The organism is Streptomyces sp. NPDC001709 (genome assembly GCF_053596375.1).
In genome coordinates this window covers 41,066-65,753 of sequence record NZ_JBSFGB010000008.1, presented here as the reverse complement: position 1 = coordinate 65,753, position 24,688 = coordinate 41,066, and the positions used below count along the sequence as shown (strand labels likewise).

Annotated in this window: 24 protein-coding genes; 10 read left to right on the top strand and 14 right to left on the bottom strand. The window is 72.2% G+C overall.

Annotated elements, in window-relative coordinates; all coding sequences use genetic code 11:
* The first annotated feature begins 181 nt into the window (after nucleotides 1–181).
* Nucleotides 182–559, top strand: coding sequence for a helix-turn-helix domain-containing protein (locus ACWC0C_RS14615; RefSeq protein ID WP_449197054.1), 378 nt, complete (start codon nucleotides 182–184; stop codon nucleotides 557–559).
* A gap of 893 nt (nucleotides 560–1,452) precedes the next feature.
* On the opposite strand, the gene ACWC0C_RS14610 is transcribed toward ACWC0C_RS14615, so the two are convergent.
* Nucleotides 1,453–2,652, bottom strand: coding sequence for an epoxide hydrolase family protein (locus tag ACWC0C_RS14610; RefSeq protein ID WP_450864161.1), 1,200 nt, complete (start codon nucleotides 2,650–2,652; stop codon nucleotides 1,453–1,455).
* Between the two features lie 121 nt (nucleotides 2,653–2,773).
* Between ACWC0C_RS14610 and ACWC0C_RS14605 the strand changes: the two genes are divergently transcribed.
* Entirely contained in the window at nucleotides 2,774–3,256 is a 483-nt protein-coding gene (locus ACWC0C_RS14605) for a VOC family protein (protein WP_450864159.1), read from the top strand.
* Between the two features lie 22 nt (nucleotides 3,257–3,278).
* Here the strand turns inward: ACWC0C_RS14605 and ACWC0C_RS14600 are convergent, their stop codons facing one another.
* The 5 genes from ACWC0C_RS14600 to ACWC0C_RS14580 all read right to left on the bottom strand — a co-directional run bounded on the left by ACWC0C_RS14600 (nucleotide 3,279) and on the right by ACWC0C_RS14580 (nucleotide 8,971).
* Entirely contained in the window at nucleotides 3,279–4,187 is a 909-nt protein-coding gene (locus tag ACWC0C_RS14600) for an aminoglycoside phosphotransferase family protein (protein WP_449197051.1), read from the bottom strand.
* A 67-nt stretch (nucleotides 4,188–4,254) separates the two neighbouring features.
* A complete protein-coding gene (locus tag ACWC0C_RS14595) occupies nucleotides 4,255–5,133 on the bottom strand; it encodes a geranyl diphosphate 2-C-methyltransferase (protein WP_450864157.1) in 879 nt (292 codons plus the stop codon).
* 47 nt (nucleotides 5,134–5,180) lie between these two features.
* The gene (locus tag ACWC0C_RS14590; RefSeq protein WP_450864155.1) at nucleotides 5,181–6,233 is read right to left on the bottom strand and encodes a family 2 encapsulin nanocompartment cargo protein terpene cyclase; all 1,053 of its coding nucleotides are present in this window, start codon (nucleotides 6,231–6,233) and stop codon (nucleotides 5,181–5,183) included.
* 16 nt (nucleotides 6,234–6,249) lie between these two features.
* Entirely contained in the window at nucleotides 6,250–7,692 is a 1,443-nt protein-coding gene (locus ACWC0C_RS14585; RefSeq protein ID WP_449197048.1) for a family 2B encapsulin nanocompartment shell protein, read from the bottom strand.
* A gap of 271 nt (nucleotides 7,693–7,963) precedes the next feature.
* Nucleotides 7,964–8,971 (bottom strand): zinc-binding alcohol dehydrogenase family protein, encoded by a 1,008-nt coding sequence (locus ACWC0C_RS14580; protein WP_450864510.1) that lies wholly within the window; start codon nucleotides 8,969–8,971, stop codon nucleotides 7,964–7,966.
* 160 nt (nucleotides 8,972–9,131) lie between these two features.
* Here ACWC0C_RS14580 and ACWC0C_RS14575 point away from each other — a divergent pair, with 160 nt between their 5' ends.
* Nucleotides 9,132–9,926, top strand: coding sequence for a VOC family protein (locus tag ACWC0C_RS14575; protein WP_450864152.1), 795 nt, complete (start codon nucleotides 9,132–9,134; stop codon nucleotides 9,924–9,926).
* Between the two features lie 33 nt (nucleotides 9,927–9,959).
* Nucleotides 9,960–10,655, top strand: a complete 696-nt coding sequence (locus tag ACWC0C_RS14570) for a ribonuclease H family protein (protein ID WP_450864150.1) — start codon at nucleotides 9,960–9,962, stop codon at nucleotides 10,653–10,655.
* 15 nt (nucleotides 10,656–10,670) lie between these two features.
* On the opposite strand, the gene melC2 is transcribed toward ACWC0C_RS14570, so the two are convergent.
* The gene (melC2, locus tag ACWC0C_RS14565) at nucleotides 10,671–11,492 is read right to left on the bottom strand and encodes a tyrosinase MelC2 (protein WP_450864148.1); all 822 of its coding nucleotides are present in this window, start codon (nucleotides 11,490–11,492) and stop codon (nucleotides 10,671–10,673) included.
* A gap of 35 nt (nucleotides 11,493–11,527) precedes the next feature.
* Nucleotides 11,528–11,929: an apotyrosinase chaperone MelC1 gene (gene melC1, locus ACWC0C_RS14560; RefSeq protein ID WP_450864146.1), complete on the bottom strand. Its 402-nt coding sequence runs from the start codon at nucleotides 11,927–11,929 to the stop codon at nucleotides 11,528–11,530.
* Nucleotides 11,930–12,273: 344 nt separating this feature from the next.
* Between melC1 and ACWC0C_RS14555 the strand changes: the two genes are divergently transcribed.
* The 6 genes from ACWC0C_RS14555 to ACWC0C_RS14530 all read left to right on the top strand — a co-directional run bounded on the left by ACWC0C_RS14555 (nucleotide 12,274) and on the right by ACWC0C_RS14530 (nucleotide 17,335).
* Entirely contained in the window at nucleotides 12,274–13,095 is an 822-nt protein-coding gene (locus ACWC0C_RS14555; protein ID WP_449197043.1) for a lipase family protein, read from the top strand.
* 97 nt (nucleotides 13,096–13,192) lie between these two features.
* Nucleotides 13,193–14,677 (top strand): MDR family MFS transporter, encoded by a 1,485-nt coding sequence (locus ACWC0C_RS14550; RefSeq protein ID WP_449197042.1) that lies wholly within the window; start codon nucleotides 13,193–13,195, stop codon nucleotides 14,675–14,677.
* A gap of 4 nt (nucleotides 14,678–14,681) precedes the next feature.
* Complete coding sequence (locus ACWC0C_RS14545) at nucleotides 14,682–15,263, top strand: TetR/AcrR family transcriptional regulator (RefSeq protein WP_449197041.1); 582 nt, start codon at nucleotides 14,682–14,684, stop codon at nucleotides 15,261–15,263.
* A 34-nt stretch (nucleotides 15,264–15,297) separates the two neighbouring features.
* Nucleotides 15,298–15,798, top strand: coding sequence for an NAD-dependent epimerase/dehydratase family protein (locus tag ACWC0C_RS14540; RefSeq protein ID WP_450864509.1), 501 nt, complete (start codon nucleotides 15,298–15,300; stop codon nucleotides 15,796–15,798).
* Nucleotides 15,783–16,766 (top strand): aldo/keto reductase, encoded by a 984-nt coding sequence (locus ACWC0C_RS14535; protein WP_450864143.1) that lies wholly within the window; start codon nucleotides 15,783–15,785, stop codon nucleotides 16,764–16,766. The genes ACWC0C_RS14540 and ACWC0C_RS14535 overlap by 16 nt, the downstream gene beginning before the upstream one ends.
* Before the next feature lie 44 nt (nucleotides 16,767–16,810).
* On the top strand, nucleotides 16,811–17,335 hold the full coding sequence (locus ACWC0C_RS14530) for a DUF6328 family protein (protein WP_450864142.1): 525 nt from the start codon (nucleotides 16,811–16,813) through the stop codon (nucleotides 17,333–17,335).
* Between the two features lie 66 nt (nucleotides 17,336–17,401).
* On the opposite strand, the gene ACWC0C_RS14525 is transcribed toward ACWC0C_RS14530, so the two are convergent.
* The 6 genes from ACWC0C_RS14525 to ACWC0C_RS14500 all read right to left on the bottom strand — a co-directional run bounded on the left by ACWC0C_RS14525 (nucleotide 17,402) and on the right by ACWC0C_RS14500 (nucleotide 24,604).
* Nucleotides 17,402–18,445, bottom strand: a complete 1,044-nt coding sequence (locus ACWC0C_RS14525) for a hypothetical protein (RefSeq protein WP_450864140.1) — start codon at nucleotides 18,443–18,445, stop codon at nucleotides 17,402–17,404.
* Between the two features lie 120 nt (nucleotides 18,446–18,565).
* Complete coding sequence (locus tag ACWC0C_RS14520; protein ID WP_450864139.1) at nucleotides 18,566–19,537, bottom strand: LLM class F420-dependent oxidoreductase; 972 nt, start codon at nucleotides 19,535–19,537, stop codon at nucleotides 18,566–18,568.
* Nucleotides 19,538–19,586: 49 nt separating this feature from the next.
* Nucleotides 19,587–21,164: a serine/threonine protein kinase gene (locus ACWC0C_RS14515; RefSeq protein WP_450864137.1), complete on the bottom strand. Its 1,578-nt coding sequence runs from the start codon at nucleotides 21,162–21,164 to the stop codon at nucleotides 19,587–19,589.
* Nucleotides 21,165–21,362: 198 nt separating this feature from the next.
* Nucleotides 21,363–22,322 carry a threonine/serine dehydratase gene (locus tag ACWC0C_RS14510; RefSeq protein WP_450864135.1) on the bottom strand — a complete coding sequence of 320 codons (960 nt, stop codon included), beginning with the start codon at nucleotides 22,320–22,322 and terminating at the stop codon, nucleotides 21,363–21,365.
* A 114-nt stretch (nucleotides 22,323–22,436) separates the two neighbouring features.
* Entirely contained in the window at nucleotides 22,437–23,567 is a 1,131-nt protein-coding gene (locus ACWC0C_RS14505; protein WP_450864134.1) for a polyprenyl synthetase family protein, read from the bottom strand.
* The gene (locus ACWC0C_RS14500; RefSeq protein WP_450864132.1) at nucleotides 23,564–24,604 is read right to left on the bottom strand and encodes a tetratricopeptide repeat protein; all 1,041 of its coding nucleotides are present in this window, start codon (nucleotides 24,602–24,604) and stop codon (nucleotides 23,564–23,566) included. The genes ACWC0C_RS14505 and ACWC0C_RS14500 overlap by 4 nt, the downstream gene beginning before the upstream one ends.
* Between the last annotated feature and the right edge of the window lie 84 nt (nucleotides 24,605–24,688).

Genomic DNA, 24,688 nt, shown 5'->3' with positions numbered 1-24,688 from the left:
TCACGGTGTGCGTTTGCCCGGGTTACCCCGAATTCACTGTTTCATGCATGCGTTGCGGTCTCGCTCACGGGGCGAGTACCCCCGGTCACGCCGCGCATGCATGCGGGGATGCGCGGTGGTTTCTTTCAGGGCGCAATGTCGACCCCTTGCCCCCTGCCTCTCGCCTCATAGGCTGACCCGGGTGAGCAACCAGGTGAGCAACGAAGCGCAAGTGATCCCCCTGCGACCGGCGCCCGCGCGTCCGGCGAAGCCCGAGTCCGGGCCCACGGGGGAGAGGGAACCGTTGTGGCGCGATCTGGTCGGTGAGGTGCTGCGCCGCGAGCGGCGGGCACAGGACCGTACGCTCAAGGACGTGGCGGACGCGGCCAGGATCTCGCTGCCCTACCTCTCCGAGATCGAGCGCGGCCGCAAGGAAGCGTCCTCGGAGGTCCTCGGGGCCGCGGCCCGCGCGCTCGGCCTGGGCCTGGGCGACCTGCTGTCGCTGACCCACGCCGAGCTCACCCGACGCACGACCACCGCTCCGCGCCGCCCCTACAACACGCTCTGCCTGGCCGCGTGACGACCGGTCCCCGTCATGCGCCGAACCGCAACGGTCCCGGGCAAGGACACCGCGGGTCGCCGGCCAACCCGCGCCCGGGGCTTTCGGCTGCGACGGCATGGGCCGCACCGGGGCCCTAACCGGCCGCCGGCCGTGGCGGCCTCGGGCGGACCGGGGTCCTGCGGCGGCCGGCGTCTGCTCGGGTCGGTCTGAGCTGCACCGGGATCGTGCAGGGATGGCCTCTGCCTTTGAGGGCGTGAGCCGCACCGACCCCCTGCACGGCTGGCGTCGGCTCAGCTCGGTCTTATCTGCGCCGGGGTCCTGCACGGCTGGCCTCTGCTCCTGGCGGCCTGAGCTGCATCGGGGTCGTGCAGGGGTGGCCTTTGCTTTTGGCGGCCTGAGCCGTACCAGCCCCCTGCAAGGTGGCGACTGCTCCTGGCAGCCTTAGCTGCACCGGGGTTCTGCAGGGGTGACCCCTCCTCTGGCGGCCTGAGCCCTACCGGGCCCCTGCGCGGATGGCCTCTGCCCCCGGCGGCCTGACCCGCACCCGGGTCCGGCGCAGGTGGCCTCCGGTCCAGGTCGCCTCAACCGCGTTGGCCGCCCAAGGGACTTCGGCCTCCGGCCACCCAGCACTGTGGGCAACGGAGCTCTGCACTTGGCTGCCTGAGCCGCGCGGCCCTAAAGGGGCTCAGCCGGCCGCCTGAACTCCAAGGCCCCGCAAGCCGCTCCGCCCGGCCTCTTGTAGCTGCACCAACACCGCAAGGCGCTTCGCCCGGCTGGCGTGTGGGCTCTGCTCGTCTCGCGAGGGGCTCTGTCCGGCCGGTCGAGCTTCACCGACCCCGCGAGGCCCCCCGGACGCTGAGTCCCAACGCCCCCCAAGGCGCTCCGTCCGGTTGGTAGGCCGGGTGTTCGCGTCACTTCTCGTGCAGGTCCCGGAAGAAGGCCCGGACGTCGTCGATCAGCAGGTCCGGTTCCTCCATGGCTGCGAAGTGGCCGCCCCGGTCGAGTTCCGTCCAGCGGACGAGGTTCTCGGTCCGTTCTGCCTTGTGGCGGAGCGGGATCTGGGGGTCGGCCGGGAAGGAGGCCAGTGCGGTGGGGGCGGTGGACGGGGCGGCCGGCCGGGCGGTGCGGTCGCCGGTGGCGTGGGCCCGCTCGTAGTAGATGCGGGCGGACGAACCGGCCGTACCGGTCAGCCAGTACAGCATCACGTTGGTGAGCAGCCGGTCCCGGTCCACTGCCTGCTCCGGTAGGTCCTCGCTGTCCGTCCACTCCCGGAACTTCTCCACGATCCAGGCGAGTTGACCGACGGGCGAGTCCGTCAGGGCGTAGGCGAGGGTGTGCGGACGGGTGGACTGCAGGACCGCGTACCCGGTGCCCTCGCGGGACCACTCGTCCCACCGGCGCCAGGACCGCAGCGTCCGCTCCCGGTCCTCGGGATCGAGCGCGGCCAGTTCCTCCTCGGCCGGCTCGGCGGCCGCCTGCGCGCCCGGCAGCAGATTGAGGTGGACGCCGATCACCCGGTCCGGATGCGCGCGGCCCAGCTCGCGCGAGATCGCCGCGCCCCAGTCGCCGCCCTGCAGACCGAACCGCTCGTAGCCGAGCCGCCGCATCAGCTCCACCCAGGCGTCGGCCACCCGGCGCGCCTCCCAGCCCCGCTCCGTGGTGGGCCCGGACAGCCCGAAGCCCGGAATGCTCGGCACGACGACATGGAAGGCGTCGGCCGCGTCACCGCCGTACGCCACCGGGTCGGTGAGCGGGCCGACCACGTCCAGGAACTCCACGATCGAGCCCGGCCAGCCATGGGTGATCACGAGAGGTGTGGCGTCCGGCTCCGGGGAGGGGACGTGGGCGAAGTGCACCTTGGCACCGTCGATCGTGGTGGTGAACTGGGGCCACCGGTTCAGCTCGGCCTCGGCGGCGCGCCAGTCGTACTCGTGCCGCCAGTACCGGACCAGTTCCCGCAGATAGCCGGCCGGGACGCCGTACTCCCAGCCGGCTCCGGGCAGCTCGGCGGGCCAACGAGTGCGGTCGAGGCGGTCGTACAGGTCGTCGAGGTCGCTCTGCGGGACCGACAGCCGGAAGGGCTCGATGCGTTCGGCGGGTGTGGAGGTCATGATCCGGATGCTAGGCGCGGACGCCGTTCACCCGCCCGGATTATCCGGCGTCCCGGCCGATGAGTTTTACCGCGAGGATCGGTCGACACAGGTGACCGCGTTCCCCGCCCAGGAGGTGCTCATGACCACCGACGGATTCACCACATGTCTCTGGTTCGACGGCCAGGCCGAGGAGGCCGCCGAGTTCTACGTGTCGGTCTTCAAGAACTCCAGCATCGGCCGGGTCAGCCACTACACCGACGCCGGGCTCGGTCAGACGGGCTCCGTGCTGACCGTCGAGTTCACCGCCAACGGCCAGAAGTTCGTCGCGCTCAACGGCGGCCCCCAGTTCAAGTTCAACGAGGCCGTCTCCTTCCAGATCCTGTGCGCCGACCAGGAGGAGATCGACTACTACTGGACCCGGCTCACCGAGAACGGCGGCGAGGGCGGCCCCTGCGGCTGGCTCAAGGACCGGTTCGGCGTCTCCTGGCAGGTCGTCTACGGCCGGCTCGCCGACATGATCCACGACCCCGACCGGGAGAAGGTCGACCGTGCCACGAAGGCCATGATGGCGATGGGCAAGCTGGACGTCGCCGCGCTGGACAAGGCGTACGCGGGGGAGTAGCGGACCCCCGGTCCTGCCGCCGTCACCCGGCCTCGGCGAGGATCTCGGCGATCACATGCCGGGAGTTCTCCACCAGGGCCGGGTTGGTGTCCCAGTAGTACGGCAGCTGGATCAGCGAGATGGACAGCGCCCAGCCCCGCCCCCGCGCCCACTCCGCGTCGTCGGCGCCGACGGCCTTGCGGAAGGTGTCCCGGACGGACGCCGGCAGCAGGTTCCAGGCCACGATCAGATCCACGGCCGGGTCACCCACCCCCGCACAGCCGAAGTCGATGACCGCGCTCAGCCGGCCCTCGTCGACCAGCACGTTCCCCGGGGAGAGGTCCCCGTGGGCCCACACCGGCGGCCCGGTGTGCTCCGGGGCGCGCAGGGACCGCTCCCACAGGGCCGTGACCGCGCCGGTGTCGATCCTTGCGCCCAGCTCGGCGACGGCCGCGCGGGTGGGTTCGTCCCGGTCCCGCAAGGGGCCGCCCCGATAACCGGGCGGCCCGTCCTGCGGGTCGATCCGGCGCAGCGCGCGCACGAACGCCGCGAGGTCCTCGGCGAGCCGCTCCGGTTCCCGCACGGCGCCCGCCACCGGATTGCGTCCCTCCAACCAGCGGTAGACGGACCAGGGCCATGGATAACCCTGGTCCGGCTCGCCGGTGCCCACCGGCTCGGGCACGGCGACCGGCAGGAGCGGCCCGAGCCGGGGCAGCCAGCGCTGTTCGTGCGTCACATCCGGTACGGCGCCGGGCCGCCGTGGCAGCCGTACCAGCAGGTCGGTGCCCAGCCGGAACATGGCGTTCTCGGTCCCGGAGGATGCGAGCCGCCGGACGGGCAGCGCCGCCCACCGCGGGAAGCGGCGGGCGATCAGGCGCTGGACGAGCGGGGCGTCGAGGTCGGCCTCGTCCGCGTGCATTGTCGGCGGATCGAGGCTGTCGTGGGCACTCATGGGGCCCATCCCAGCGCCTCGGCGCCCTCGCCGTCCACGGAATTACGCCGGACTTCCCGGCACGGATTCAGACCCGGTCGGCGGCGATCAGCAGGTACTGGAAGCTGCCGTTGCGATAGGCGTCCAGGAACGTGTCCTCGATGCCCGTGACCAGGTGGTCGGCCTGGCGGCGCAGTTCCCAGTAGGGGATCGTGGCCTCGGTCAGGTCCTGGACGTGGACCGGCACGAGGCGGTTGCGGGCCATCGCCCTGAAGTACTCCGAGCGCGGGTGGATGTCGCAGATGTAGTGGGCGTTGATCAGCGACACCTCGCGCGAGGCCTGCCCGTAGGTGTCGTTGTAGCAGCCGGTGATCACCACATAGCGTCCGCCGCGGCGCAGCAGCCGGGCGTGCTCGGCGAACAGCAGGTCCAGCTCGACGTACATGGTGGACTCGTTGTTCCACGAGGCCGCGTACGCGCCGGTCTCGAGGCGGGTGTCGAGCATGTTGCGGTGGTGGTAGCGCACCTTGTCGTCGATGCCCCGGGCGCCGGCCTGCTCGTTCGCGAACTCGGCCTGTTTGGCGGAGATCGTCACGCCGTCGGCGTGGCAGCCGTAGCGCAGATGCGCCACGACACTGCCGCCGCCGCGACCGCAGCCCGCGTCGAAGACGCGGTCGGCGGGTGTCAGCGGCCCGAGGTACGAGGCGAGCAGTTCGGCCTGGGCGTGTTCCAGGCGGTGCAGTTCGGCGGTGACGCGGGCCCGACGCCGGTCGGGATCGGGCTCGTCGAGCACCGACCGGTCGGCCTCCCCGATGCCGTAGTGGTGGTGGTACAGGTCGTCGATCTTGCCGAGTTCGAGGTTGACCGGGTTCTCCTCGGCGTTCCAGTAGTCCGCGACCCGGCTCTGGTAGGTGGACTGGGCCGGGACCGGAACGGGCGTGGTCCGGTCAACGGGGGCAGTGGTCAACGATGGCTCCTCGTGGCGCATGTGACGGTGTTTCGGATGAGGGGCGGTCACCAGTAGTCGGGCAGGTGGTATCGGTGGGTGTTGGTGGCGTGCCACTCGTGGTTGCCGGACACCCAGGCGGCGAGCCCCCGGGCGTAGCGCTCCACGAGGGGCGAGGTGGCGGACAGCGCGGCCGACTCCTCCTCGAAGGCCTCCATGATCCCGTTGTGGATCTCGACGGACTTCAGATAGGCGGCCTTCAGCCCGCACCGCTCGTTGGCGGCGACGACCTGCGGCAGGTTGAGGTGGGCCGGGTCGCTCGCCAGCTCCTTGGTGAAGGAGTAGAGGTCGTTGACGATCGTCGTGGCGTTGGACGCGAGGGCGGTGATCCGCTGGATCTCGGGGCGGGCGTAGATCTGCTCGGGCAGTTCATAGCCGTCCACGGCGTCGACGAGCGACAGACAGGGGCGGAAGTTGTTGAACTGCCGCATCACCAGGTACTCCCAGACCCGCGGCACGTACTTGGTCTCCATCCAGGCGGCCTCGCCCAGATAGCCCAGGTGCAGCCGGGCGATGTCGTGCACGAACCGGTCGGTCTGGCTGGGCGTGGCGAAGGTCGCGTAGTCCTCGATGGCGAAGTAGTAAGAGCGCAGCGGACCGTCGGCCTGGATGCCCTGCCGCCACTCCTCCTCCAGCTCCGGGATGCCGTGGTAGGGGTCGAGCGCCGACTGCGCGATGATCAGCGGGCCGCCCAGGCCGCGCCGCGATCCGCCCCTGCCCTCGTCCTCCTCGCAGTAGCAGGAGTCGACGATGTTCTCGGCCAGCAGCAGCTTCCCGGCGGCGGTGAGACGGTCCAGGTCGAGGCCGCCCGGATGCTGGAGTACGACGGCCCGGCCGAACTGGAAGCCGGAGAAGTCTCCTTTCCAGGCCGAGGGGAACAGGTCCAGGTCCCGGGCCCAGGCCTCCAGGCGCTGGTCGATCTCGGCCGCCTTCTCCGGGTCGGCGGGCACCGCGGGCCGGTGCAGCAGCCCGGGGATGGCTCCGGTGCGCCGGCTTTGCAGGCTCCGGGCGAGATTCGGGGGGCCGGGCAGCCGGTAGGCGGCGGTCGTGGTTGTGGTCATGGGGCGCTCCAGGCGGTCATTCGGGGAGCCGGCCGATCTGGACGTTCTCCAGGATCCCGGCCGCGTCGGGCACGAGGATGGCCAGCGAGTAGTAAGCGGTCACGAGGTAGTTGACGATCGCGGCAGAGTCGATGCCCATGAACCGGACGTTCAGGCCCGGCTGATGCTCCTCCGGGATGCCCGTCTGGTAGAGGCCGATGACCCCCTGATCGGCCTCGCCGGTGCGCAGGGCGATGATGCTGCTGGTGTGGTCGTCGCTGATCGGGATCTTGCCACAGGGGAAGATCGGCACACCGCGCCACGCCGGTACCTCGTGGCCGTCGACACTCACGGTGCCGGGGACCAGGCCACGCCGGTTGCATTGTCGGAAGAACGCCGCGATCGCCTTGGGATGGGCGAGCAACACCTTCGTCTTGCGCCGCATGGAGAGCAGTTCGTCCATGTCGTCCGGCGTGGGCGGGCCGGTGAAGGTGCTGATCCGCTGGCCGTAGTCGACGTTGTGCAGCAGCCCGAACTCCCGGTTGTTGACCAGCTCCCACTCCTGGCGCTCGCGGATCTCCTCGACCGTGAGCCTGAGCTGCTGCTGGGTCTGGTCCATCGGGTGGTTGTAAAGATCGGCGACCCGGGTGTGCACCCGAAGCACGGCCTGGGTGAGGGACAACTCGTATTCGCGCGGGGCGAGTTCGTAGTCCACGAAGCCGCCCGGCAGCGTGGGCTCGCCGACATGGCCGGCCTGCACCGGCACCTCGGCCTCGCCCTTGCGGTTCATGGGCCTGTGCTGCCGCTCGACATACGCCTGGAGATGCGCGGCGAGGGACGGCACCCGCTCGGTGAACTCCTGCACGACCGCCCACGGCAGCGCGAGCACCACGCCCGCGGTCTCGGCCCGCACCGAGGCCAGCCACAGCGGGTCGGACTGGCCGACCGCCTCGTCGCCCATCTGGTCGCCGTCGGTGACGATCCCGGTGATCTCCTCCTCCCCGTACTTGCCGGCGGTGTAGCGGGTGAACCGGCCGTGCACGACCAGATAGGCCTCCGTGACGGGCTGGCCGGCCTCGAAGAGCACCTGCCCGGCGCGCACCTCGCGGGGCTGGAAGCGGCCGGAGATCTCCCGCAGCACCTCGGTGTCGGGGTAGCCACGCAGGATCGGCAGCTCGGTCAGTGTCTCCGGGATGACCCGGATGTCGTCGGCGCCGTTCTGCACGAAGTGCACCCGGCCGCGCCCCGTGCGCAGCTGCAGCCGGCGGTTGACCCGGTAGGCGCCGCCCTTGACGTCCACCCACGGCAGGGTCTTCAGCAGCCATCGCGAGGTGATGGCCTGCATCTGCGGTTCGGACTTGGTGGTCGTGGTGAGCTGGCGGGCCGCCCGGGTGCTCAGACTGGTGAGCTGCCCGTCGGCCGCGGGCTCGGGGGCCGGTTCGTCGACGGCGGGACCGGTGGCGCTGTCCGGTGTGGTCACATTCCCTCCAGCGGGGCTGCGTGCTAACAAGCGGGGCTGCATGCGAACAGAGGTGGCCGGATCGATGGCTGGTGAGCGTGGTGGCCCTGCACCGGAGCCAAGCCAAACAGTCCTCCTGAGGTGCCCGATACAGCGCGAAGGGGGCGGAACAATCCACTCGAGGTCGTAAACCTGTCGATCGGGGCACGTCCGGCAAACTGAATGCCCACGCGCCGGTGCAGTGCGCCCCCGGTCAGCCGTCCGCGCGCCGGTGTGGTGCGCCCCCGGGCCCTCAGGACAGGTCGTTGACCAGGACGGCCGCCCCGTCGAACCGGCCGGCCTTGAGGTCGCCGAGCGCCTGTGGGGCCCGTGACAGCGCATAGGGGTGCGTGGTCGCGCGGATACCGTGCCGGGCGGCGAGGGCGAGGAACTCCCGGCCGTCGGCACGGGTGTTGGAGGTGACGCTGCGCAGTTCCTTCTCGTAGAACAGCTCGGTCTCGTAGTGCAGCGGTGGTACGTCGGTCAGGTGGATGCCGGCGAGGGCCAGCACCCCGCCCCGGTCCAGGGCGCGCAGCGCCACCGGGACCAGGTCGCCGGCCGGGGCGAACAGGATCGCGCCGTCCAGCGGCTCGGGCGGCGGCTCGTGGACGTCGTGCGCCGAGGCCGCGCCCAGCTCCAGGGCCAGCCGCCGGGCCGCCGCACTCCGGGTGACCACATGCACCCGGGCGCCCTCGGCGAGCGCCACCTGCGCACACAGATGGGCGCTGCCGCCGAAGCCGTACAGCCCGAGCCGGCCGCCGGCGGGCAGCGCGGTCCGGCGCAGCGCGCGATGGCCGATGATCCCCGCGCACAGCAGCGGCGCCGCCGACACGTCGTCCAGGGCGTCCGGCAGCCGGTAGGCGAAGCCGGCCGGCACGGTCGTGTACTCGGCGTATCCGCCGTCGGCGTCCCAGCCGGTGTACTCCGAGTGCGGGCACAGGTTCTCGGCGCCCCGGGCGCAGTACGCGCACACCCCGTCGGTGCGCCGCAGCCAGGCCACACCCACCCGGTCGCCCGCCGTGAAGTCCCGCACCGCGGCCCCCGCCCCCACGACCTCGCCGACGACCTCGTGGCCGGGGGTCACCCCGGCCCGGTGCACCGGCAGATCGCCCTCGGCGACATGCAGATCGGTCCGGCACACCCCGCAGGCCCGCACCCGCACCAGCAGCTCGTCCGCCCCTGGCACCGGCACCGGCCGCTCCACCAGCCGCAGCGGATGCCCGTCGACCGGCCCCGGCCGCACCACCGACCACGCCCGCAACGTGCCCGCCGTCATCGCATCGTCGCCTCCATCCCCAGTGTCCGGCGGCTCCCCGCCTCGGCGCGCGGGCAGGGGGCGGGATGGCTAGCGTGAGCTTCGGGACCCAAGCCTTCAGGCGGAGGATCATCCGTACGGGACACAGACCAGGAGGGCCGCGAGCATGGCCGTGCAACCCGAGGGAACGCCCTGTTGGGCCGATGCGATGTTCAGCGACGTCGAGGGAGCCAAGCGCTTCTACAGCGACGTCCTCGGCTGGAGCTTCGGCGAGTCGTCGTCGGAGTACGGCAACTACACGCAGGCCTACGCGGACGGCAAGGCGGTCGCCGCCGTCGTCCCGCCCATGCCCGGCCAGGAGGGCCAGTCGCAGTGGTGCCTGTACTTCGCCTCTCCGGACGCCGCCGCCACCGCGGAGCGGATCCGGGCGAGCGGTGGCGAGGTGCTGATGGAGCCGATGCGGGTCGGTGACTTCGGCACGATGTGCCTGGCCCGTGAGCCGAGCGGGGCCGTCTTCGGCGTCTGGCAGGCCGGTACCCACGAGGGCTTCGAGGCGATCGCGACCCCGGGCGCCTACTGCTGGGCCGAGGTCTTCACCCGTGAGCCCGAGAAGGCCGACACCTTCCTCTCCGCCGTCTTCCCGTACCGGATGAAGGACATGGTGGACGACGCGGTGGACTTCCGGATGTTCGACATCGGTGAGAGCACCGTTCTCGGCCGGATGCGGATGACCGACGACTTCCCGCCCGAGGTGCCGTCGTACATCAATGTCTACTTCACCGTCGAGGACTGCGACGAGGCCGTGGCCCGTGCCACCAAGCTGGGCGGTGTCCTCCGCTTCGGGCCGATGAGCAGCCCCTTCGGCCGGTTCGCGGCGCTCAGCGACCCGCAGGGCGCTAACTTCTCCGTGATCGACATCACGACCAAGGAGGGCGAGATGCCCAAGGCCAAGGAGGCCTGACCCGCCCGCGACGGCCTCCGGCCGGATCGTGGCATGATCGGGCACATGCGTGAACGTGTGGTGGCCGCGTGCGACGGGGCTTCGAAGGGAAACCCCGGACCGGCCGGATGGGCATGGGTGGTCTCCGACGACGAGCGGACCGCCGCCCGCTGGGAGGCGGGCCCGCTCGGCCGGGCCACCAACAACGTCGCCGAACTCACCGCCCTGGAGCGGCTGCTCACGGCCGTCGATCCGGACGTGCCGCTGGAGATCCGGATGGACTCCCAGTACGCGATGAAGGCCGTCACCACCTGGCTGCCCGGCTGGAAGCGCAACGGCTGGAAGACCGCCGGCGGCAAGCCCGTCGCCAACCAGGAGCTCGTCGTCCGCATAGACGCGCTGCTCGACGGCCGGACCGTCGAGTTCCGCTACGTCCCGGCCCACCAGGTCGACGGCGACCCGCTGAACGACTTCGCCGACCGCGCCGCCAGCCAGGCCGCCTCGGTCCAGGAGGCGGCGGGCAGCGCGCTCGGCTCCCCGGAGCCGCCGCCGTCGCCCGGCACCCCGAAGGCGGCCGCCCCGCGCCGGAAGGCGCCCCGCCGCGCCGGCGGCGGAGCGTCGTCGTCCCGCACGATCAAGGCGAAGTTTCCCGGCCGCTGCCTGTGCGGCCGCTCCTACGCGGCCGGCGAGTCCATCGCCAAGAACGCGCAGGGCTGGGGCCACCCGGAGTGCCGTACCGCCGAGGCCTGATCACGGCCGGTCTGCTCAGCTGTCGAAGGTGTAGTACTTCGTGTGGTCCAGCAGGTCCGCCGGGCGCACGTCGTTCCACGGCTTCATCGTGTCGTTCAGGTCGACGACGTCCGGCGTGCCGCCGGCCGGCACATACGCCGCGTCCGGGTGCCGCCGCTGCCACTCCGCCCACAGCTTGTCGACGTAGGCGTGGTGCAGCCAGAACACCGGGTCGTTGGGGGAGACCCCGGTGGCCATCTGGCCGCCGACCCAGACATGGACCCGGTTGTGCAGATTGACCCCGCGCCACCCCTCCAGGTTGTTGCGGAAGCCGTCCGAGGCGCTGTTGTACGGCGCCATGTCGTACGTCGCTATCGACAGCACCGACTCCACCTCCGCGCGTGTCGGCAGCTCGCGCACCCCCATGCCCAGCGAGCGGCGCAGGAAGCCACGGCCGTCCACCCGTATGTTCATCGGCCAGTTCCCGGCCGAGGCGGCGAACGGGCCGTCCATCACCCGGCCGTCCGTGCTGCGCCCGGTGCCGCCGAGGAAGTCCGGCGCCCACAGCCCGGCACGCACCGTGCGGTCGGTGCTCCAGTCCCAGTACGGCAGCGCGACCGAGGAGTCCACCGCTTGTAGCGCCTGCTCGAAGTCGAGCAGGAATCTGCGGTGCCAGGGCAGGAAGGACGGGGAGCGGTGGCCGGTCCGCTCGCCGGTGTCGGTGTCCGACATGATGAACTCGTTGTGCGTGCGGACGAACTCGTCGTAGCGTCCGTTGCGCTTCAACTCCAGCACCGCGTTGACGAATCGCTTCTTCTCGTCGGCGGTCAGGGTGGCCTGGTTCTTGCGTACGGTCATGGTGCGCGATGCTCCGGAAAGTCCTCGGGGGGCGGTCAGTTGGCGGGGAAGGGCAGCAGCGGGGCGCCCTGCAGCTCGTCCACGGCGGCCCGGGCGGCGGCGCGCGGGGTGGGCACCGGGTCGTAGTGGCTGACGACGCTGATCCAGCTGCCGTCGGCGTTGCGCATCACGTGCAGCTGCACGCCGTCGATCAACACCTCGAATCCACCGCCGTGTTCGTGGTGGTGGTGACCGCCGCCGCTCATCGGGCGGCCCTGTATCCGGCGGCCCTTGTAGACCTCGTCGAAGGTCTTCGGCATCGGCATCGGCATGGGGTGGCCGTGGCCGTGGCCGTGGCCGGCCGCCGAGGCCGTGGGTGCCGCGAGGACGGTGACGGTGGCCGTCGCGGCGAGGGCCGCGGTCGCGGTGAGCGCGCGGCGCCGGGTGATGTCGGGCATACGGGTCCTCCTGGAGCGTGTTCCGGTGGTGACGACGCATGCCTATCGGGGGCTCCTGGACGCCGAGAAATCCCCCGGAGCTGGATGGCTGTGATCCGGACAATTGACCACATGTCGTACAGCGTTGAACGAAGATGATCTTGCTGCGGCCGGGGGCTGATTCGTTCCGGAACGGGCAATTCCTTGCCGCGCGGACCGCCTTTTGAGGCATCCTTCCCGCCCGCCGCCCGTCCGAGTGGCCCGGCTCACCACGCCAAACTGACGCGATCGAACAGCCTGGCCGCTCTGCTACCCTGCGACACAGTTCGATTACTCTGAGTGACCGAAGCGAGGAGTCCCGTTCCATGGCCGTGCCCGTCTCGTTCGATCAGGCCCCGTCCGGCTACAGCCTGCAACGCGCCTACTGGCTGGCCCGCGCGGCCGACCTGGCCTACAAGGACCGCACCGTCATCGAGGACCAGGCCGCCCAATGGGGCTTCGGCCGGGTCCGCCACCACGAGACCCGCTTCACCCCGCCCTTCCCGCTGCAGGACACCCAGGCATACACGATGGCCGGCGACCGGATGATCGTCACCGCGTTCCGTGGCACCGAACCCACCCGGATCAAGGACTGGCTCACCGACGCCACCACCCCGCCGAGGCCCGGCCCCGGCGGCAACGGATACGTCCACCACGGATTCGCCGAGGCCCTGGAATCGATCTACCCGGCCGTCCGTGACGCCCTCGCCGAACTGCGCACCGACGGCCAGAGCGTGTACTTCACCGGGCACAGCCTCGGCGGCGCCCTGGCGATGCTGGCCGGCGCCCGCATGTATCTGGAGGACCCGCACCTGGCCGCCGACGGTGTCTACACCTACGGTCAGCCGCGCACCTGCGACCGGCTGCTCGCCGAGGCGTTCCACAAGGGATTCGGCGGCCGTATGTACCGCTTCGTCAACAACAACGACATCGTCCCCCAGCTGCCCCCCGAGCCCGCCTTCACCCACGTCCGCGCGCTGCGCTACTTCGACGCCGGCGGCAGGCTGCACGAGAGCATGCCGGTGTTCTCGGCCCTGACCGACCGGGCCAAGGGGCTGACCGCCGACGCGTTCGCACCCGCCTCCGACGGCATCCGCGACCACTTCATGCGCAACTATCTGGCGGCCCTGGAGAAGAACCTCGACTGAGTACCCCGCGGCGGCGCCGGAAACATTGGTGAATGGCCATTCACTCGGTAGGGTGAATAGCCATTCACCACCCGCCGCCCAGTCCGCAGGAGCGCCGATGGACCAGCCCGCCCCGATATCCCGGCCGCCGGCCGGAGCGCCCCCGCTGCGCGACCGGCTCACCATCCCGGTGCTGGCATCGGGCGGCATCCTCATGGCGGTCATGCAGACCGTCGTCGTCCCGCTGCTGCCGGACCTGCCCCGGCTCACCGGCGCGTCCGCCGCGACCGTCTCCTGGACGGTGACCGCCACCCTGCTCTCCGGCGCCGTCCTCACCCCGGTGCTCGGCCGGGCCGGCGACATGTACGGCAAGCGCCGGGTGCTCACCTGCGCGCTCACCCTGATGACCATCGGCTCGGTGCTGTGCGCGCTGACCTCGGACATCGGCGTGCTCATCGCCGCCCGCGCGCTCCAGGGCGCCGCCGCCTCCGTCGTCCCGCTGTCGATCAGCATCCTGCGCGACGAACTCCCGCCGGAGCGCCGGGGTTCGGCGGTGGCGCTGATGAGTTCCACCGTCGGCATCGGCGCCGCCCTCGGTCTGCCCCTCGCCGCGCTGGTCGTCCAGTACGCCGACTGGCACACCATGTTCTGGCTGACCAGCGCCCTGGGCGCGCTGGGTGTCGCGGCGACCTGGTGGGCGGTCAGGGAATCGCCGGTACGCGAGCCGGGCCGGTTCGACGTGCCCGGCGCGCTCGGGCTGGCCGCCGGCCTGGTCTGCCTGTTGCTGGGCGTGTCCCAGGGCGGCACCTGGGGCTGGGGGAGCGCCCGGGTCCTCGGGCTGTTCCTCGGTGCCGTCGTCGTCCTCGCCCTGTGGTGGTGGCAGCAGCTGCGCGCCCAAAAGCCACTGGTCGACCTGCGGCTGGTCTCCCGGCCGCGCGTGGGCCTGTCGCACGTGGCCGCCCTGCTGACCGGATTCGCCTTCTACGCCAACTCGCTGGTCACCGCGCAGCTCGTGCAGGCGCCGAAGGCCACCGGCTACGGCCTCGGCCTGTCGATCGTCGCCACGGGCCTGTGCCTGCTGCCCGGTGGTGTGACCATGCTGCTGTTCTCGCCGCTGTCCGCCCGTATCTCGGCCGCCCGCGGCCCGCGGATCACCCTCGCCCTGGGCGCCGCCGTCATCGCCTGCGGCTACGCGGTCCGCATCGCCGACAGCCGCGACCTGTGGATGATCATCATCGGGGCCACCGTGGTGGCGACGGGCACCACGCTCGCCTACTCGGCGCTGCCCACCCTGATCCTGCGGGCCGTCCCGGCCGGGCAGACCGCCTCCGCCAACGGGGTCAACGTCCTCATGCGCACCATCGGGCAGGCCACCTCCAGCGCCGCCGTCGCCGCCGTCCTCGTGCACCACAGCAGCCCGGTCGGCGGCGTCCCGGTCCCCAGCCTGCACGGCTACCTGCTCGCGTTCGCGATGGCGGGCGCCGTGGCCCTCGCGGGCTGCGCGGCCGCCCTGTCCATCCCGGGCGACGGCCCCGCGGACGGCACCCGGCGCGCCGAGGGCACCACCCGGGGCGCCCGCGACGAGGCGATGGAGGGAGCATGAGGGTGTGAGCACTCCCCCCGCACCGAGCCTGTCCGCCCGCCGCGACGCCGAGGCCACCAAGGCGGCCATCCTCAAAGCGGCCCGCTACCTCCTCGCCCGGCACGCGCACGCCGACATCACACTGAAGGCGGTCGCCGAACGGGCCGGTGTCAGCCCGCCGTTGATCGTGAAGTACTTCGGCAACAAGGACGCCCTGTTCGCCCAGGTGATGTCCTTCGACACCGACGCGGACGCCCTGCTGGACGCGCCGCTCACCGACCTCGGCCGGCACATGGCCCGGCACGTGCTGGCCAGCCAGCGCGAGCGCGGCGCCGACCCGCTGCTGCGCATCGCCTTCGCCCCGCTGCACGGCGACCGCGGCGACATCCTGCGCGCCAACTTCCGCGCCCAGGTGACCGAACGCCTCGCCGCCCGCCTCACCGGCCCCGACACCGGCCTGCGCGCCGAACTCGCCGTCGCCGCGCTCGTCGGCCTCGGCGTGATGTACGGCATCGCCCGCGGCCCGCACCTGCTGGCGAGCGATGTCGACACCATCGCCGACCGCTACGGGCCCCTCGTCCAGGCCCAGTTGACCCCGGGCGGCTGACTCGGCGAGCCTCGTCGGGACCGGTGAGCAGGGCCTGCGCGGTCCTGCGGAAGGCCGCGAGCAGACGGTCGTTGTCGTCGGCGAGGGCCACCGGGTCGTCGGCCTCGCCCGTTCGGAGGACGGCGCGGCCGCGCCGAAGGCGGCCCCAGCCGAGGTCCACCGGGGCAGCCTGGACGACCCCGACGGGCTGGCCCGCGCGGCGGCCGAGGCCGAGGGCGTCATCCATCTCGCCGCCATACCCAGCGGTACCCACGCCCATGCCGCGGGCTTCGCCGACCCGTGCGCCATCGAGGCGATGGGCTCCGCCCTCGCGGGCTCCGGCCGGCCCTTCGTGGTCACGCCGGGCACGCTGATCGCCGCGGCGGGCCGCCTCGGCACCGAGGCCCGGCAGTTCGGCCGCGGCCACCGCCGCGCAGCAGACCGCGCCGGCCGAATGGGCCATGCGGGTGGAAAACACTTGGCTCGACCGCCGGAGCGGCTCGCTCCGCGTGCTCCGGTGCCGGATGACAGACTGGCGCCATGGACGAACGCGTAATCGGCAGGTCGGGCCAGTGGGCATCGGTGGTCGGTCTCGGCACGTGGCAGCTGGGCGCCGACTGGGGCGAGGTGGACGACAAGCAGGCCCTGTCCGTCCTGGAGGCGGCGGCCGAGGCGGGGGTCACCTTCTTCGACACGGCCGACGTGTACGGCGACGGACGCAGCGAGGAGACCATCGCCTCCTTCCTGCGCGGCCGGCCCGATCTGCATGTGCTGGTGGCGACCAAGATGGGCCGCCGGGTCGACCAGATCCCCGAGAACTACGTCCTGGACAACTTCCGCGCCTGGAACGACCGCTCGCGCCGCAACCTCGGCGTCGACCGCATCGACCTGGTGCAACTGCACTGCCCGCCCACGCCCGTCTACTCCTGCGACGCGGTGTTCGACGCCCTGGACACCCTGGTCGAGGAGGAGCGCGTCGCCGCGTACGGGGTGAGCGTGGAGACCTGCGCGCAGGCGCTGACCGCGATCGCCCGGCCGCACGTGGCGAGCGTGCAGATCATCCTCAACCCGTTCCGCATGAAGCCGCTGTACGAGGTGCTGCCCGCGGCCCGCGAGGCCGGCGTCGGCATCATCGCGCGCGTGCCGCTCGCCTCCGGACTGCTGTCCGGCAAGTACACCAAGGACACGGTGTTCGCAGCCGACGACCACCGCACGTTCAACCGGCACGGCGAGGCCTTCGACCAGGGCGAGACCTTCTCCGGCGTCGACTACGAGACCGGGGTCGAGGCCGCCGCCGAGTTCGCCGCGCTGGCCCCGCAGGGGTACACCCCGGCCCAGCTGGCGCTGCGCTGGATCATCGAGCAGGACGGCGTGACCACGGTGATCCCGGGCGCCCGCAACCCCGAGCAGGCCCGCGCGAACGCGGCCGCCGCCAAGCTGCCGCCGCTGCCCCGGGAGACGTTCACCGCGATCCGTGAGCTGTACGAGCGGCGGATCAAGGACCAGGTCGAGCACCGCTGGTGAGCGGGCTCGTTTGAACGAACGGCCGGACGGTTACACGCAAGCGCATGGAGGAGGAAGGACGGCTCAGGGGGCGGCACGAGACCGAGGAGGAGCGGGCCGACCGGATGTGGGGCGAGCTCATCCAGGAGGTCCGTGTCGCCCAGACCGGTGTGCAGATCCTGTTCGGCTTTCTGCTGACCGTGGTCTTCCAGGCCAAGTACGCGCAGCTTTCCGCCGTCGACCAGGTCATCTACATCGTGACCGTCGTCCTGGGCGCCTGCACGACCGGCGCCCTCGTCGGACCCGTGTCCCTGCACCGCCTGGTCGCCGGCCGCCGGGTCAAGCCGCAGGCGGTACGGCTGGCGTCCCGGATGACGTTTGCCGGCCTGGTCCTGCTCCTCGCGACGATGACGTCCTCCGTACTGCTGATCCTCCGGGTGGCCACGAACGGCGGCTATGTGCCGTACCTGGTGGCGGCCGTCGTCGTCTGGTACCTGGTCTGCTGGTACGGCCTGCCCCTGTGGGCCCGGCACCGGCACACGGCCCGGTCGCAGGCCCGGTCCGAGGGCCCGCGGCCGGGCGGCGAGTAGGGGAACGGCGCGACCAGCCACCGACGGCCCGCAGCCAAAGGACCACACGGACGGCGGAGCGCTGCGTCACCCCTGCGGCGGAGTCCCGCCGGCTCCGCGCAGCGCGGCCAGGCAGCTGCCGATGGCTTGCTGGAGCTCCTCCAGGCGCTGGACCATGTCGTCCTCGTAGAAGTCCTGGGCGTCGTCGAAGGTCAGCTCCTCGAACGCCCTGGTCGCCTTCTGCAGGCTGCTGTAGAACTTCGTCCGCCGCTCCTGGACGCGAAGTTCGGGGTCGGCCTCGACCGCCTCGGCGACGAGCGACTTCATGGTGTCGTAGGCCTCGGTGGCCCACTCACCGCTGTCCTCGCCGTCCTCCAGCTCGCCGATCAGGGACAGATGCCGCTCCGCCTCCTCGCGAAGCTCGGCCGGTGCCTCGACGGTCTGCCCGGCCGGGGTCTTGATCTGCCCGGACTCGGCGATGTGACGGACGTACCCGATCCGGTCGGCCGCCCGGCTCTCGGTCGCGACGGCCTTCTTCAGGTCGTCGGTCCGTACGACGTCACGCGCCAGCTCCGCCTGCAGCTCGGGGTCCTCCCGCAGCCGGTCCAGCAGCGCGGCGCGGGCCGTGCGGGCGGTGGAGGGGTCGGCGAGGATCGCGGCGCGCAGGGCGGTCGGGTTCTCGGCGACCTCCAGCGCCTTGGTGGGGCGGATGCCCTCGGCGGCCTCGGCGGCCTCGGCGATCGCGGTGCCACGCTCAGAGGTCGCGCTGTTGCGGGAGACGTAGTAGCTCAGCCACACGTCCGCGTCCGGCAGATCGACCTCCTGGCCCGGCCGCAGCGCCTCGAAGTGCGGCACGAGCCCGTCGTCGGCGGCCCGGTCCCAGGCCTTGTAGTAGCGCATGACCCGCTCCGGGGAGCAGCCGGCCAGCTGGGCGAACTCCTTCGCGGACACCTTCGGCGTCTCACCGGCGGCCTGTCCGCCCGGCCGTACACTGCGGGCCACCATCAGCGCGAAGGCCCAGCCTCCGGTACGCGCGTACACCCCGAACTCACGGGCGTCACGCGCCACCAGGTCGGACAGCGGCGGCGCGGCCGGGGCGGACGTGTCGGACGGCTCGATGACCAGGGTCACGGATGACTCTCCTGCAAGAATGCTCAAGGGACCGCACCCGGGAGCGGGCGCAGGCAGGAAAGCCTATATGGACGCATTGGCCATGCTTTGGCGGACCCGTGCGGGCAGCGCGGGACGAGGTCAGCCGAAGGCCTCCCGCAGTGCGGGCAGCAGGGTCTTCGCCGACCAGTCCAGGTACTCGGGCTGTGCGTCGCCGCCGATCTGCACGAGGGCGATCTCCCCGAACCCGGCCTCCGCGTAGAGCCGTACGGCCGCCACGAAGGCGTCCGGGTCGTCGCCGCACGGGATCGCGGCGGCGACGTCGTCCTCGTCCACGAACCGCGTCGCGGACTCGAAGGAGTCGGGGTGCGGCAGTTCGGCGTTCACCTTCCAGCCGAGCCCGAACCAGCGGAACTGGGAGTGGGCGCGCTTGACGGCCGTGTTCCGGTCGGGGTCGTAGCACACCGGCAGCTGGCCGATGCGGGGTTTGCCGCTGCCGCCGTGCCGGTCGAAGGCCTCCAGCAGCCCCGGTTTCGGTTCGGTCGCGATGACCAGGTCGGCGAGGTGCCCGGCGAGCTTGCAGGACTGTTCGCCGGAGACGGCGATGCCGATCGGCGGCGGCTGCTCCGGCAGATCCCACAGCCGGGCGGACTCCACGTCGTAGTGCTGTCCGTGATGGGTGACATGACCGCCCGCGAAGAGCGCACGGATGATCTCCACGGCCTCTTCGAGCATCTCGTGGCGCACGTCCACCGGGGGCCAACCGCCGCCCACCACATGCTCGTTGAGGTTCTCGCCCGAGCCGAGACCGAGCCGGAACCGGCCTCCCGACAGCAGCTGCACGGTGGCCGCCTGCTGCGCCACGATCGCCGGGTGGTAGCGGAGGATGGGGCAGGTCACGTAGGTCATCAGCGGGATCCGCGAGGTGGCCTGGGCGGCGGCGCCCAGCACGCTCCACGCGTACGAGGAGTGGCCCTGCGAGCGCAGCCACGGAAAGTAGTGGTCGGAGATGACCGAGAAGTCGAACCCGGTCTCCTCGGCCCGTACGACGTGGTCCACGAGGTCCCGGGGGCCGGTCTGCTCGGTCATCATCGTGTATCCGATCTGCACCATAAGTGGCGAGTCCCCTGGTCGACGCTCCGAAAACGAACCGGGGCGCCCGTCAGCCCTCCGCCACCCGGAACGTCTGCAGGAACGTCTTCAGCGCCTGCTGGTTCGCGGCGTCGTTCCAGGTGGTGGCCGGGGTGGTGAAGCGCAGGGAGTAGCCTTCGCCGCCCCCCGGCAGGAAGCCGCGCCCGAAGGTGTGCACCCGCGCGTCCCCGGTCCCGGCCAGCCACTCCAGGTCGGCGGCCTCGTGGCCCTGGTAGGTGGTGGCCCGGACGGTGCCGACGCGGTGGTAGCCGGGAAGCTGCTCCAGCGTCGGTTCGACGTCCTCCCGCCAGATCGCCACGGGATCCGGGCCGACGTGCTCGCTGTGCGTGACGGCGAGGGTGGGGGAGGTGCCGTCCCGGCCGAAGGTGATGCGGTAGGTGCCGCCGGCCCGGGAGGTGGTCAGGCGTTTCCAGCCCTCGGGCAGGGCCACGGAGAAGCCCTCCGGGGCGGTGTAGCGGTGGTAGCCGGCCGGCAGGGCGGAGGGAGCACTCGAGGTGGGGCTCACGGAGGGCGTCACGGAGGGCGTCACGGTGCCGCCCGCCTGTTTTCCGGCGGGGGTGGCCGAGGTGCTGGGGCGGGCCGGTGCCTGCGCGGTGCCGGTGCCCGGCAGATGGTGGGTCGCGGCCAGGACGGCGGCGGTCACGGTGATGACGGCCAGTGCGGTACCGGCCGCCAGGACCCGTGTGCTGCGCTCCCGCCCGGCCAGGCGCACCCCCGTGTACGCGCCGCGCAGCCGGGGCACCGGGGCCGGCTCCCGGTCGGCGTCGGAGTCCTCGTCCAGGGTGCGGATCAGGGCCTCGCGGACCACCGGCCGGCTCAGCCGCTCCCGCGAGTTCTTCCGCAGCAGCCCCTGTACGGCCTGGGTGAGCGGGCCCGCGCGCAGCGGGGTGCGCAGCGGCAGCCGGTCGACGGCCTTCAGGGTGGCGTCGGGGCGGCCGCGGTCCCGGAACGGCGGCCGGCCCTCCACCATCGTGTACAGCAGCGCACCCAGCGCCCACAGGTCGGCGGCCGGCCCGATCCGCTCGTCGCGGGCCTGCTCCGGGGAGGCGTACGACGGCGCCGTGAGCCGCGGCACCAGGGTCGCGCCGGCCAGCCCGAAGCCGGTGACGACGACCGGACCGCTGTCCCGCACGAAGATCTGCCCCGGGCTCAACTCGCCGTGGGTGATGCCCTCGTCGTGCGCGGCCCGCAGCACGTCGAGCAGCTCCAGGCCGATCCGGGCGGCCCGAGCCGTGTTGAACGCGCCCTCGCGGTCCAGGAGTTCGGCGAGGGGCGTGCCGTCGATCCACTCGGCGACCGTCCACAGGGTGCCGGCCTCCACCACCGCGTCGACGACCGAGGCGACCTGCCCGGGACACAGCAGCCGCATGGTCTCGGAGGTCCGGATGACGCGGGCCGTGGCCCGGCGCGCGGTGTCGTCGTCGGCGGGCTCCGGCAGGGCGGTCTGGGCCACCATCCGGGGCTGCTCCACCGCCACGTCCTCGGCGTACCACCACAAGCGGTTCGTCTCGCGGGCGAAGACCTCCAGGAGCCGGTAGCGTCCGGCGACCAACTCGTGTGCGGAGACGTGCGCCTTGACCATGGTCATCCCTCGCTGGAACCCCTGTTGCGTGTCTCACAGAGGTACGCGGGGCGAGTGGGGGTGCGTTCAAAGAATCCGCGAGCCGGGCGCCGTTCCTGCCTTTCATTCAATTCTTCGAAAGGGCTTGCGAGTTTGGGATGGCCGCACCCAGCGGTCGTTTGACCTGCGGGTAACCGAGGGTAAATTGCCGGGTGCGGCCATGTGTCACAGCAGCCCGAACCGCTCGGCCCAGCCGGTGAGTTCCCGAGGCGCCGTATTGCCGCCGCACACCACGAGACCGATCCGGGCGCCGTCGCCGACCCGTGCCACCACCTGCCGGGCGGCGGGCAGCAGACAGCCCGCGGCCGGCTCGGCCCACACCTTGGCGCGGTCGGCGAGCTCCAGCGAGCCCTGCACCGCCTCCCGGTCCGGGACCACCAGCACCTCCTCGACCAGCGCGGACACATGGTCGTAGGTCAGCCGGCACACGGAGGGCGCGCTGAGCGTGGTGACCAGGGACGACACGGGCACCGGCACCGGTCCGCCCGCCTTGAGCGCGGCGGACATGGCCTCGGCGCCCTCGGTCTCCACGCCCCACACGCGGACCCCGGGACGCAGGGCGGCCAGGGCCGCCGCGACCCCGGCGATCAGCCCACCACCGCCGATGCTGACGATGACGTCCGTCAGGTCCTCCGCGTCCGCGGCCAACTCCAGCCCGACCGTGCCCTGTCCGGCGATCACCACCGGGTCGTCGAACGGGTGGACCAGGGTCAGCCCCTCATCCCTGAGTTGCGTCACCAGCTGGAACGCGCTGTCCATACCGTCGGTCAGCCGCACCGACGCCCCCGCCTCCTCGGCGAGCGCGATGGAACGGGCGGGCGCGGTACGGGGCATGACCACGGTCGCCTTCACATCGAGGACGGCGGCCATCACCGCGAGGGCGATTCCGTGGTTGCCGCCGCTGACCGCGACCACGCCCGCCGCACGCTCGGCCTCGGTCAGCTCCAGCAGCTTCGCCGTCGCCCCGCGTGCCTTGAACGAGCCGGTGCACTGGAGCAGTTCGAGCTTGGCGGTGACCGGAACGCCGAGCAGTTCGGTCAGGCCCGGGCTCGGTACCGTCGGCGTCCGCACGAGGTGTCCGGCGATCCGCTCCGCCGCGGCTTCGATCTCCTTGATGCCGATCAAGGTGCTTCACCCTTCCGGCGCGGGGGTGTGGGCCGCGCCGATCGCACCCTCACCCGCGAGGCCCGGCGTGGTCAACACGGTTTCACCGAGCGGTCCCGCGAGGGATCCGTGAGGTCACAGCTCTCGGTCCACCAGGTGGTCCAGCAGCCGCACCAGGTCCCCGGCGGCCTCGGCGGCCAGCGGCGCCTCAGTGAGCAGCGTCCGGGCGGCGGCGGTGTGCGCGCGGGCCTCGGCCAGCGTCGCATTACGGCCACCCGCGGCCTCGATCAGCGCGGCGGCCTCCTCGGCCCGCCCGGGCGTGTCAAGCAGCTCGGGCAGCCCGCGAGCCGCCGGGGAGCCGAGCGCGGCCAGCACCGGGTACGTCTTCTTGCGCTCCCGCAGATCGCCGCCCACGGGCTTGCCGGTGACGTCCGGGTCGCCCCAGATCCCCAGCACGTCGTCGACCAGCTGGAAGGCGACGCCGAGATGCCGTCCCGCCCGGTCCAGCGCGCCGACGGTCGCTTCGGGTGCCCCGCCGTACAGGGCGCCCAGCGCGGCGGCACAGCCCAGCAACGCGCCGGTCTTGCCCTCCGCCATCGCCCGGTATTCCCCGGGCGTCACCCGCTCCGGGCCGGTGCACGGCCGGGTGGCGAACAGCAGGTCGTCGGCCTGCCCGCGCACCAGATCGGCGAGGGCCGCCGACAGCAGCCGTACGGCGCGCGCACTGTGCGGCGTGGCGGCGAGGGTCTCGACCGCCAGCGCGAACAGGGCGTCCCCGGCGAGCACCGCCGGGCCCGTGCCGTACGCCTTCCACACGGCGGGGCGGCGGCGCCGGGTCTCGTCGCCGTCCATGATGTCGTCGTGCAGCAGCGAGAAGGCGTGCACCAGCTCCACCGCGACCGCGGCCGGGATGCCCGCCCGCCCGTCGGCGCCCGCCGCCTGCGCACCGAGCACCGCCAGCGCCTGCCGTACGCCCTTGCCGCCGGGCCCGGAGGCGGGCGCACCGCCGGCCGAGGGGGTGCCTTCCGGATCCTGGTGGCGATGCGTGGGCATGGCACCACCGGGCTCGGCTCGACCGGAAGGCACCGTCGCTTCCCGCCGGCCCGATCCCGAGGACACCTCCTCGCACCAGCCGAAGGAGTACGCGGCCATCTCGGCCAGCCACGGATGCAGCCGCCCCACCGACTCCCGCAGCGCGGGGCCCACCAAGTCCCGGCAGCGGGCGAGGATTTCGGGAGCGGAGGGCGGGGCCTGTACCGGGGTCATCGTGCGACCTCCGTGCCGAGGCCGAACTCCTCCTGGGCCCGGGCGACCATCTCGCGGGCGTGCTTCAGTCCGCTGCGCTCCAACGTCCTTGCCAGATCGGCGAGTTCACTCGCGGTCTCGGCGCGGTCCCGGCCCAGCTGCGCCCGCGACTTGGCGAGACCCAGCCGGGCCAGCGCCTCGCCACGCGGCTCGCTCATCGCGCGGAACTCCTCCAGCGCCAGCTCGTACAGGTTCCGCGCCTCGGTGTAACGCCCGGCCCGGTACATGACGTTGCCGCGCATCTTGTGGTTGTAGGCGAGCGCGCTGGAGAGGTTCATCGCCCGGCAGCCGGCCTCCGCCCGGGACAGCAGCTCCAGCGCCCGCTCGGTGTCCTTGTCGCGCACCGAGAGGATGTCGGCCAGTCCGCGCAGCGCCCAGGCGTGCCCGCGCCGGTCCTCCGCCCGCTCGGCTATCTCGGCCGCCTCCTCGAACAGCGCGTACGCCCGGTCGTAGTCGCCGGTGTTGCGGTGTATCTGCGCGATTCCCTCCAGCGCCCACACCGTGTGCCGGGCCTCGCCGCGCCTGCGGGCCTCGGCCAGCAGCTGCTCGTGCAGCCGGCCGACCGCCGCGTAGTTGCCCTGGATCCGGCCGGTCTCCGCGAGCCCGGCCAGCGAGTAACCGCGGACAACGATGTCCCCGCCCCGCTCGCCGAGTTCGGCGGCCAGTCCGAGCAGCCGCCAGGCCAGGGGGAAGGCACCACGCTGCCGGGCGAGCGTGCCGCCGCTCCACAGCGCCCACGCCATCGCGGCGGTGTCGCCGGCCGCACGGGCGGCGCGGTAGCTGGCCTTCCAGGCCCGGTCCGCGTCCCCTACGTGGCCGAGCCGCCGGTGTGCCTCGGCGACGGCGAGCCCGCACCGGGCCGCCTCGGCGGGACGCCCGGACCGCTCGGCCTCGCGCAGCTTCTCGGTGCCCTCCGCCAGCACATCGACCAGCGAGGAGTTCACGGACAGGGTGGTCAGGGCGCCCTGGTACTCCGGGGCGAAAGCCTTGCTGTACATACGTACCTCTCTATACACGGCATGTATACGCAGCGTGTATAGCGTCGGGGAAATACGCCCCGGCCGAAGGGACCGGGGCGTGTC

Bases quoted from the DNA above. Each gene is read 5' to 3' on its own strand.
- ACWC0C_RS14610 (WP_450864161.1), bottom strand. From the start codon at position 2,652: ATGACCTCCACACCCGCCGAACGCATCGAGCCCTTCCGGCTGTCGGTC.
- ACWC0C_RS14605 (WP_450864159.1), top strand. From the start codon at position 2,774: ATGACCACCGACGGATTCACCACATGTCTCTGGTTCGACGGCCAGGCC.
- ACWC0C_RS14600 (WP_449197051.1), bottom strand. From the start codon at position 4,187: ATGAGTGCCCACGACAGCCTCGATCCGCCGACAATGCACGCGGACGAG.
- ACWC0C_RS14590 (WP_450864155.1), bottom strand. From the start codon at position 6,233: ATGACCACAACCACGACCGCCGCCTACCGGCTGCCCGGCCCCCCGAAT.
- ACWC0C_RS14575 (WP_450864152.1), top strand. From the start codon at position 9,132: ATGGCCGTGCAACCCGAGGGAACGCCCTGTTGGGCCGATGCGATGTTC.
- ACWC0C_RS14570 (WP_450864150.1), top strand. From the start codon at position 9,960: ATGATCGGGCACATGCGTGAACGTGTGGTGGCCGCGTGCGACGGGGCT.
- melC2 (WP_450864148.1), bottom strand. From the start codon at position 11,492: ATGACCGTACGCAAGAACCAGGCCACCCTGACCGCCGACGAGAAGAAG.
- melC1 (WP_450864146.1), bottom strand. From the start codon at position 11,929: ATGCCCGACATCACCCGGCGCCGCGCGCTCACCGCGACCGCGGCCCTC.
- ACWC0C_RS14555 (WP_449197043.1), top strand. From the start codon at position 12,274: ATGGCCGTGCCCGTCTCGTTCGATCAGGCCCCGTCCGGCTACAGCCTG.
- ACWC0C_RS14550 (WP_449197042.1), top strand. From the start codon at position 13,193: ATGGACCAGCCCGCCCCGATATCCCGGCCGCCGGCCGGAGCGCCCCCG.
- ACWC0C_RS14535 (WP_450864143.1), top strand. From the start codon at position 15,783: ATGGACGAACGCGTAATCGGCAGGTCGGGCCAGTGGGCATCGGTGGTC.
- ACWC0C_RS14530 (WP_450864142.1), top strand. From the start codon at position 16,811: ATGGAGGAGGAAGGACGGCTCAGGGGGCGGCACGAGACCGAGGAGGAG.
- ACWC0C_RS14520 (WP_450864139.1), bottom strand. From the start codon at position 19,537: ATGGTGCAGATCGGATACACGATGATGACCGAGCAGACCGGCCCCCGG.
- ACWC0C_RS14515 (WP_450864137.1), bottom strand. From the start codon at position 21,164: ATGACCATGGTCAAGGCGCACGTCTCCGCACACGAGTTGGTCGCCGGA.
- ACWC0C_RS14505 (WP_450864134.1), bottom strand. From the start codon at position 23,567: ATGACCCCGGTACAGGCCCCGCCCTCCGCTCCCGAAATCCTCGCCCGC.
- ACWC0C_RS14500 (WP_450864132.1), bottom strand. From the start codon at position 24,604: ATGTACAGCAAGGCTTTCGCCCCGGAGTACCAGGGCGCCCTGACCACC.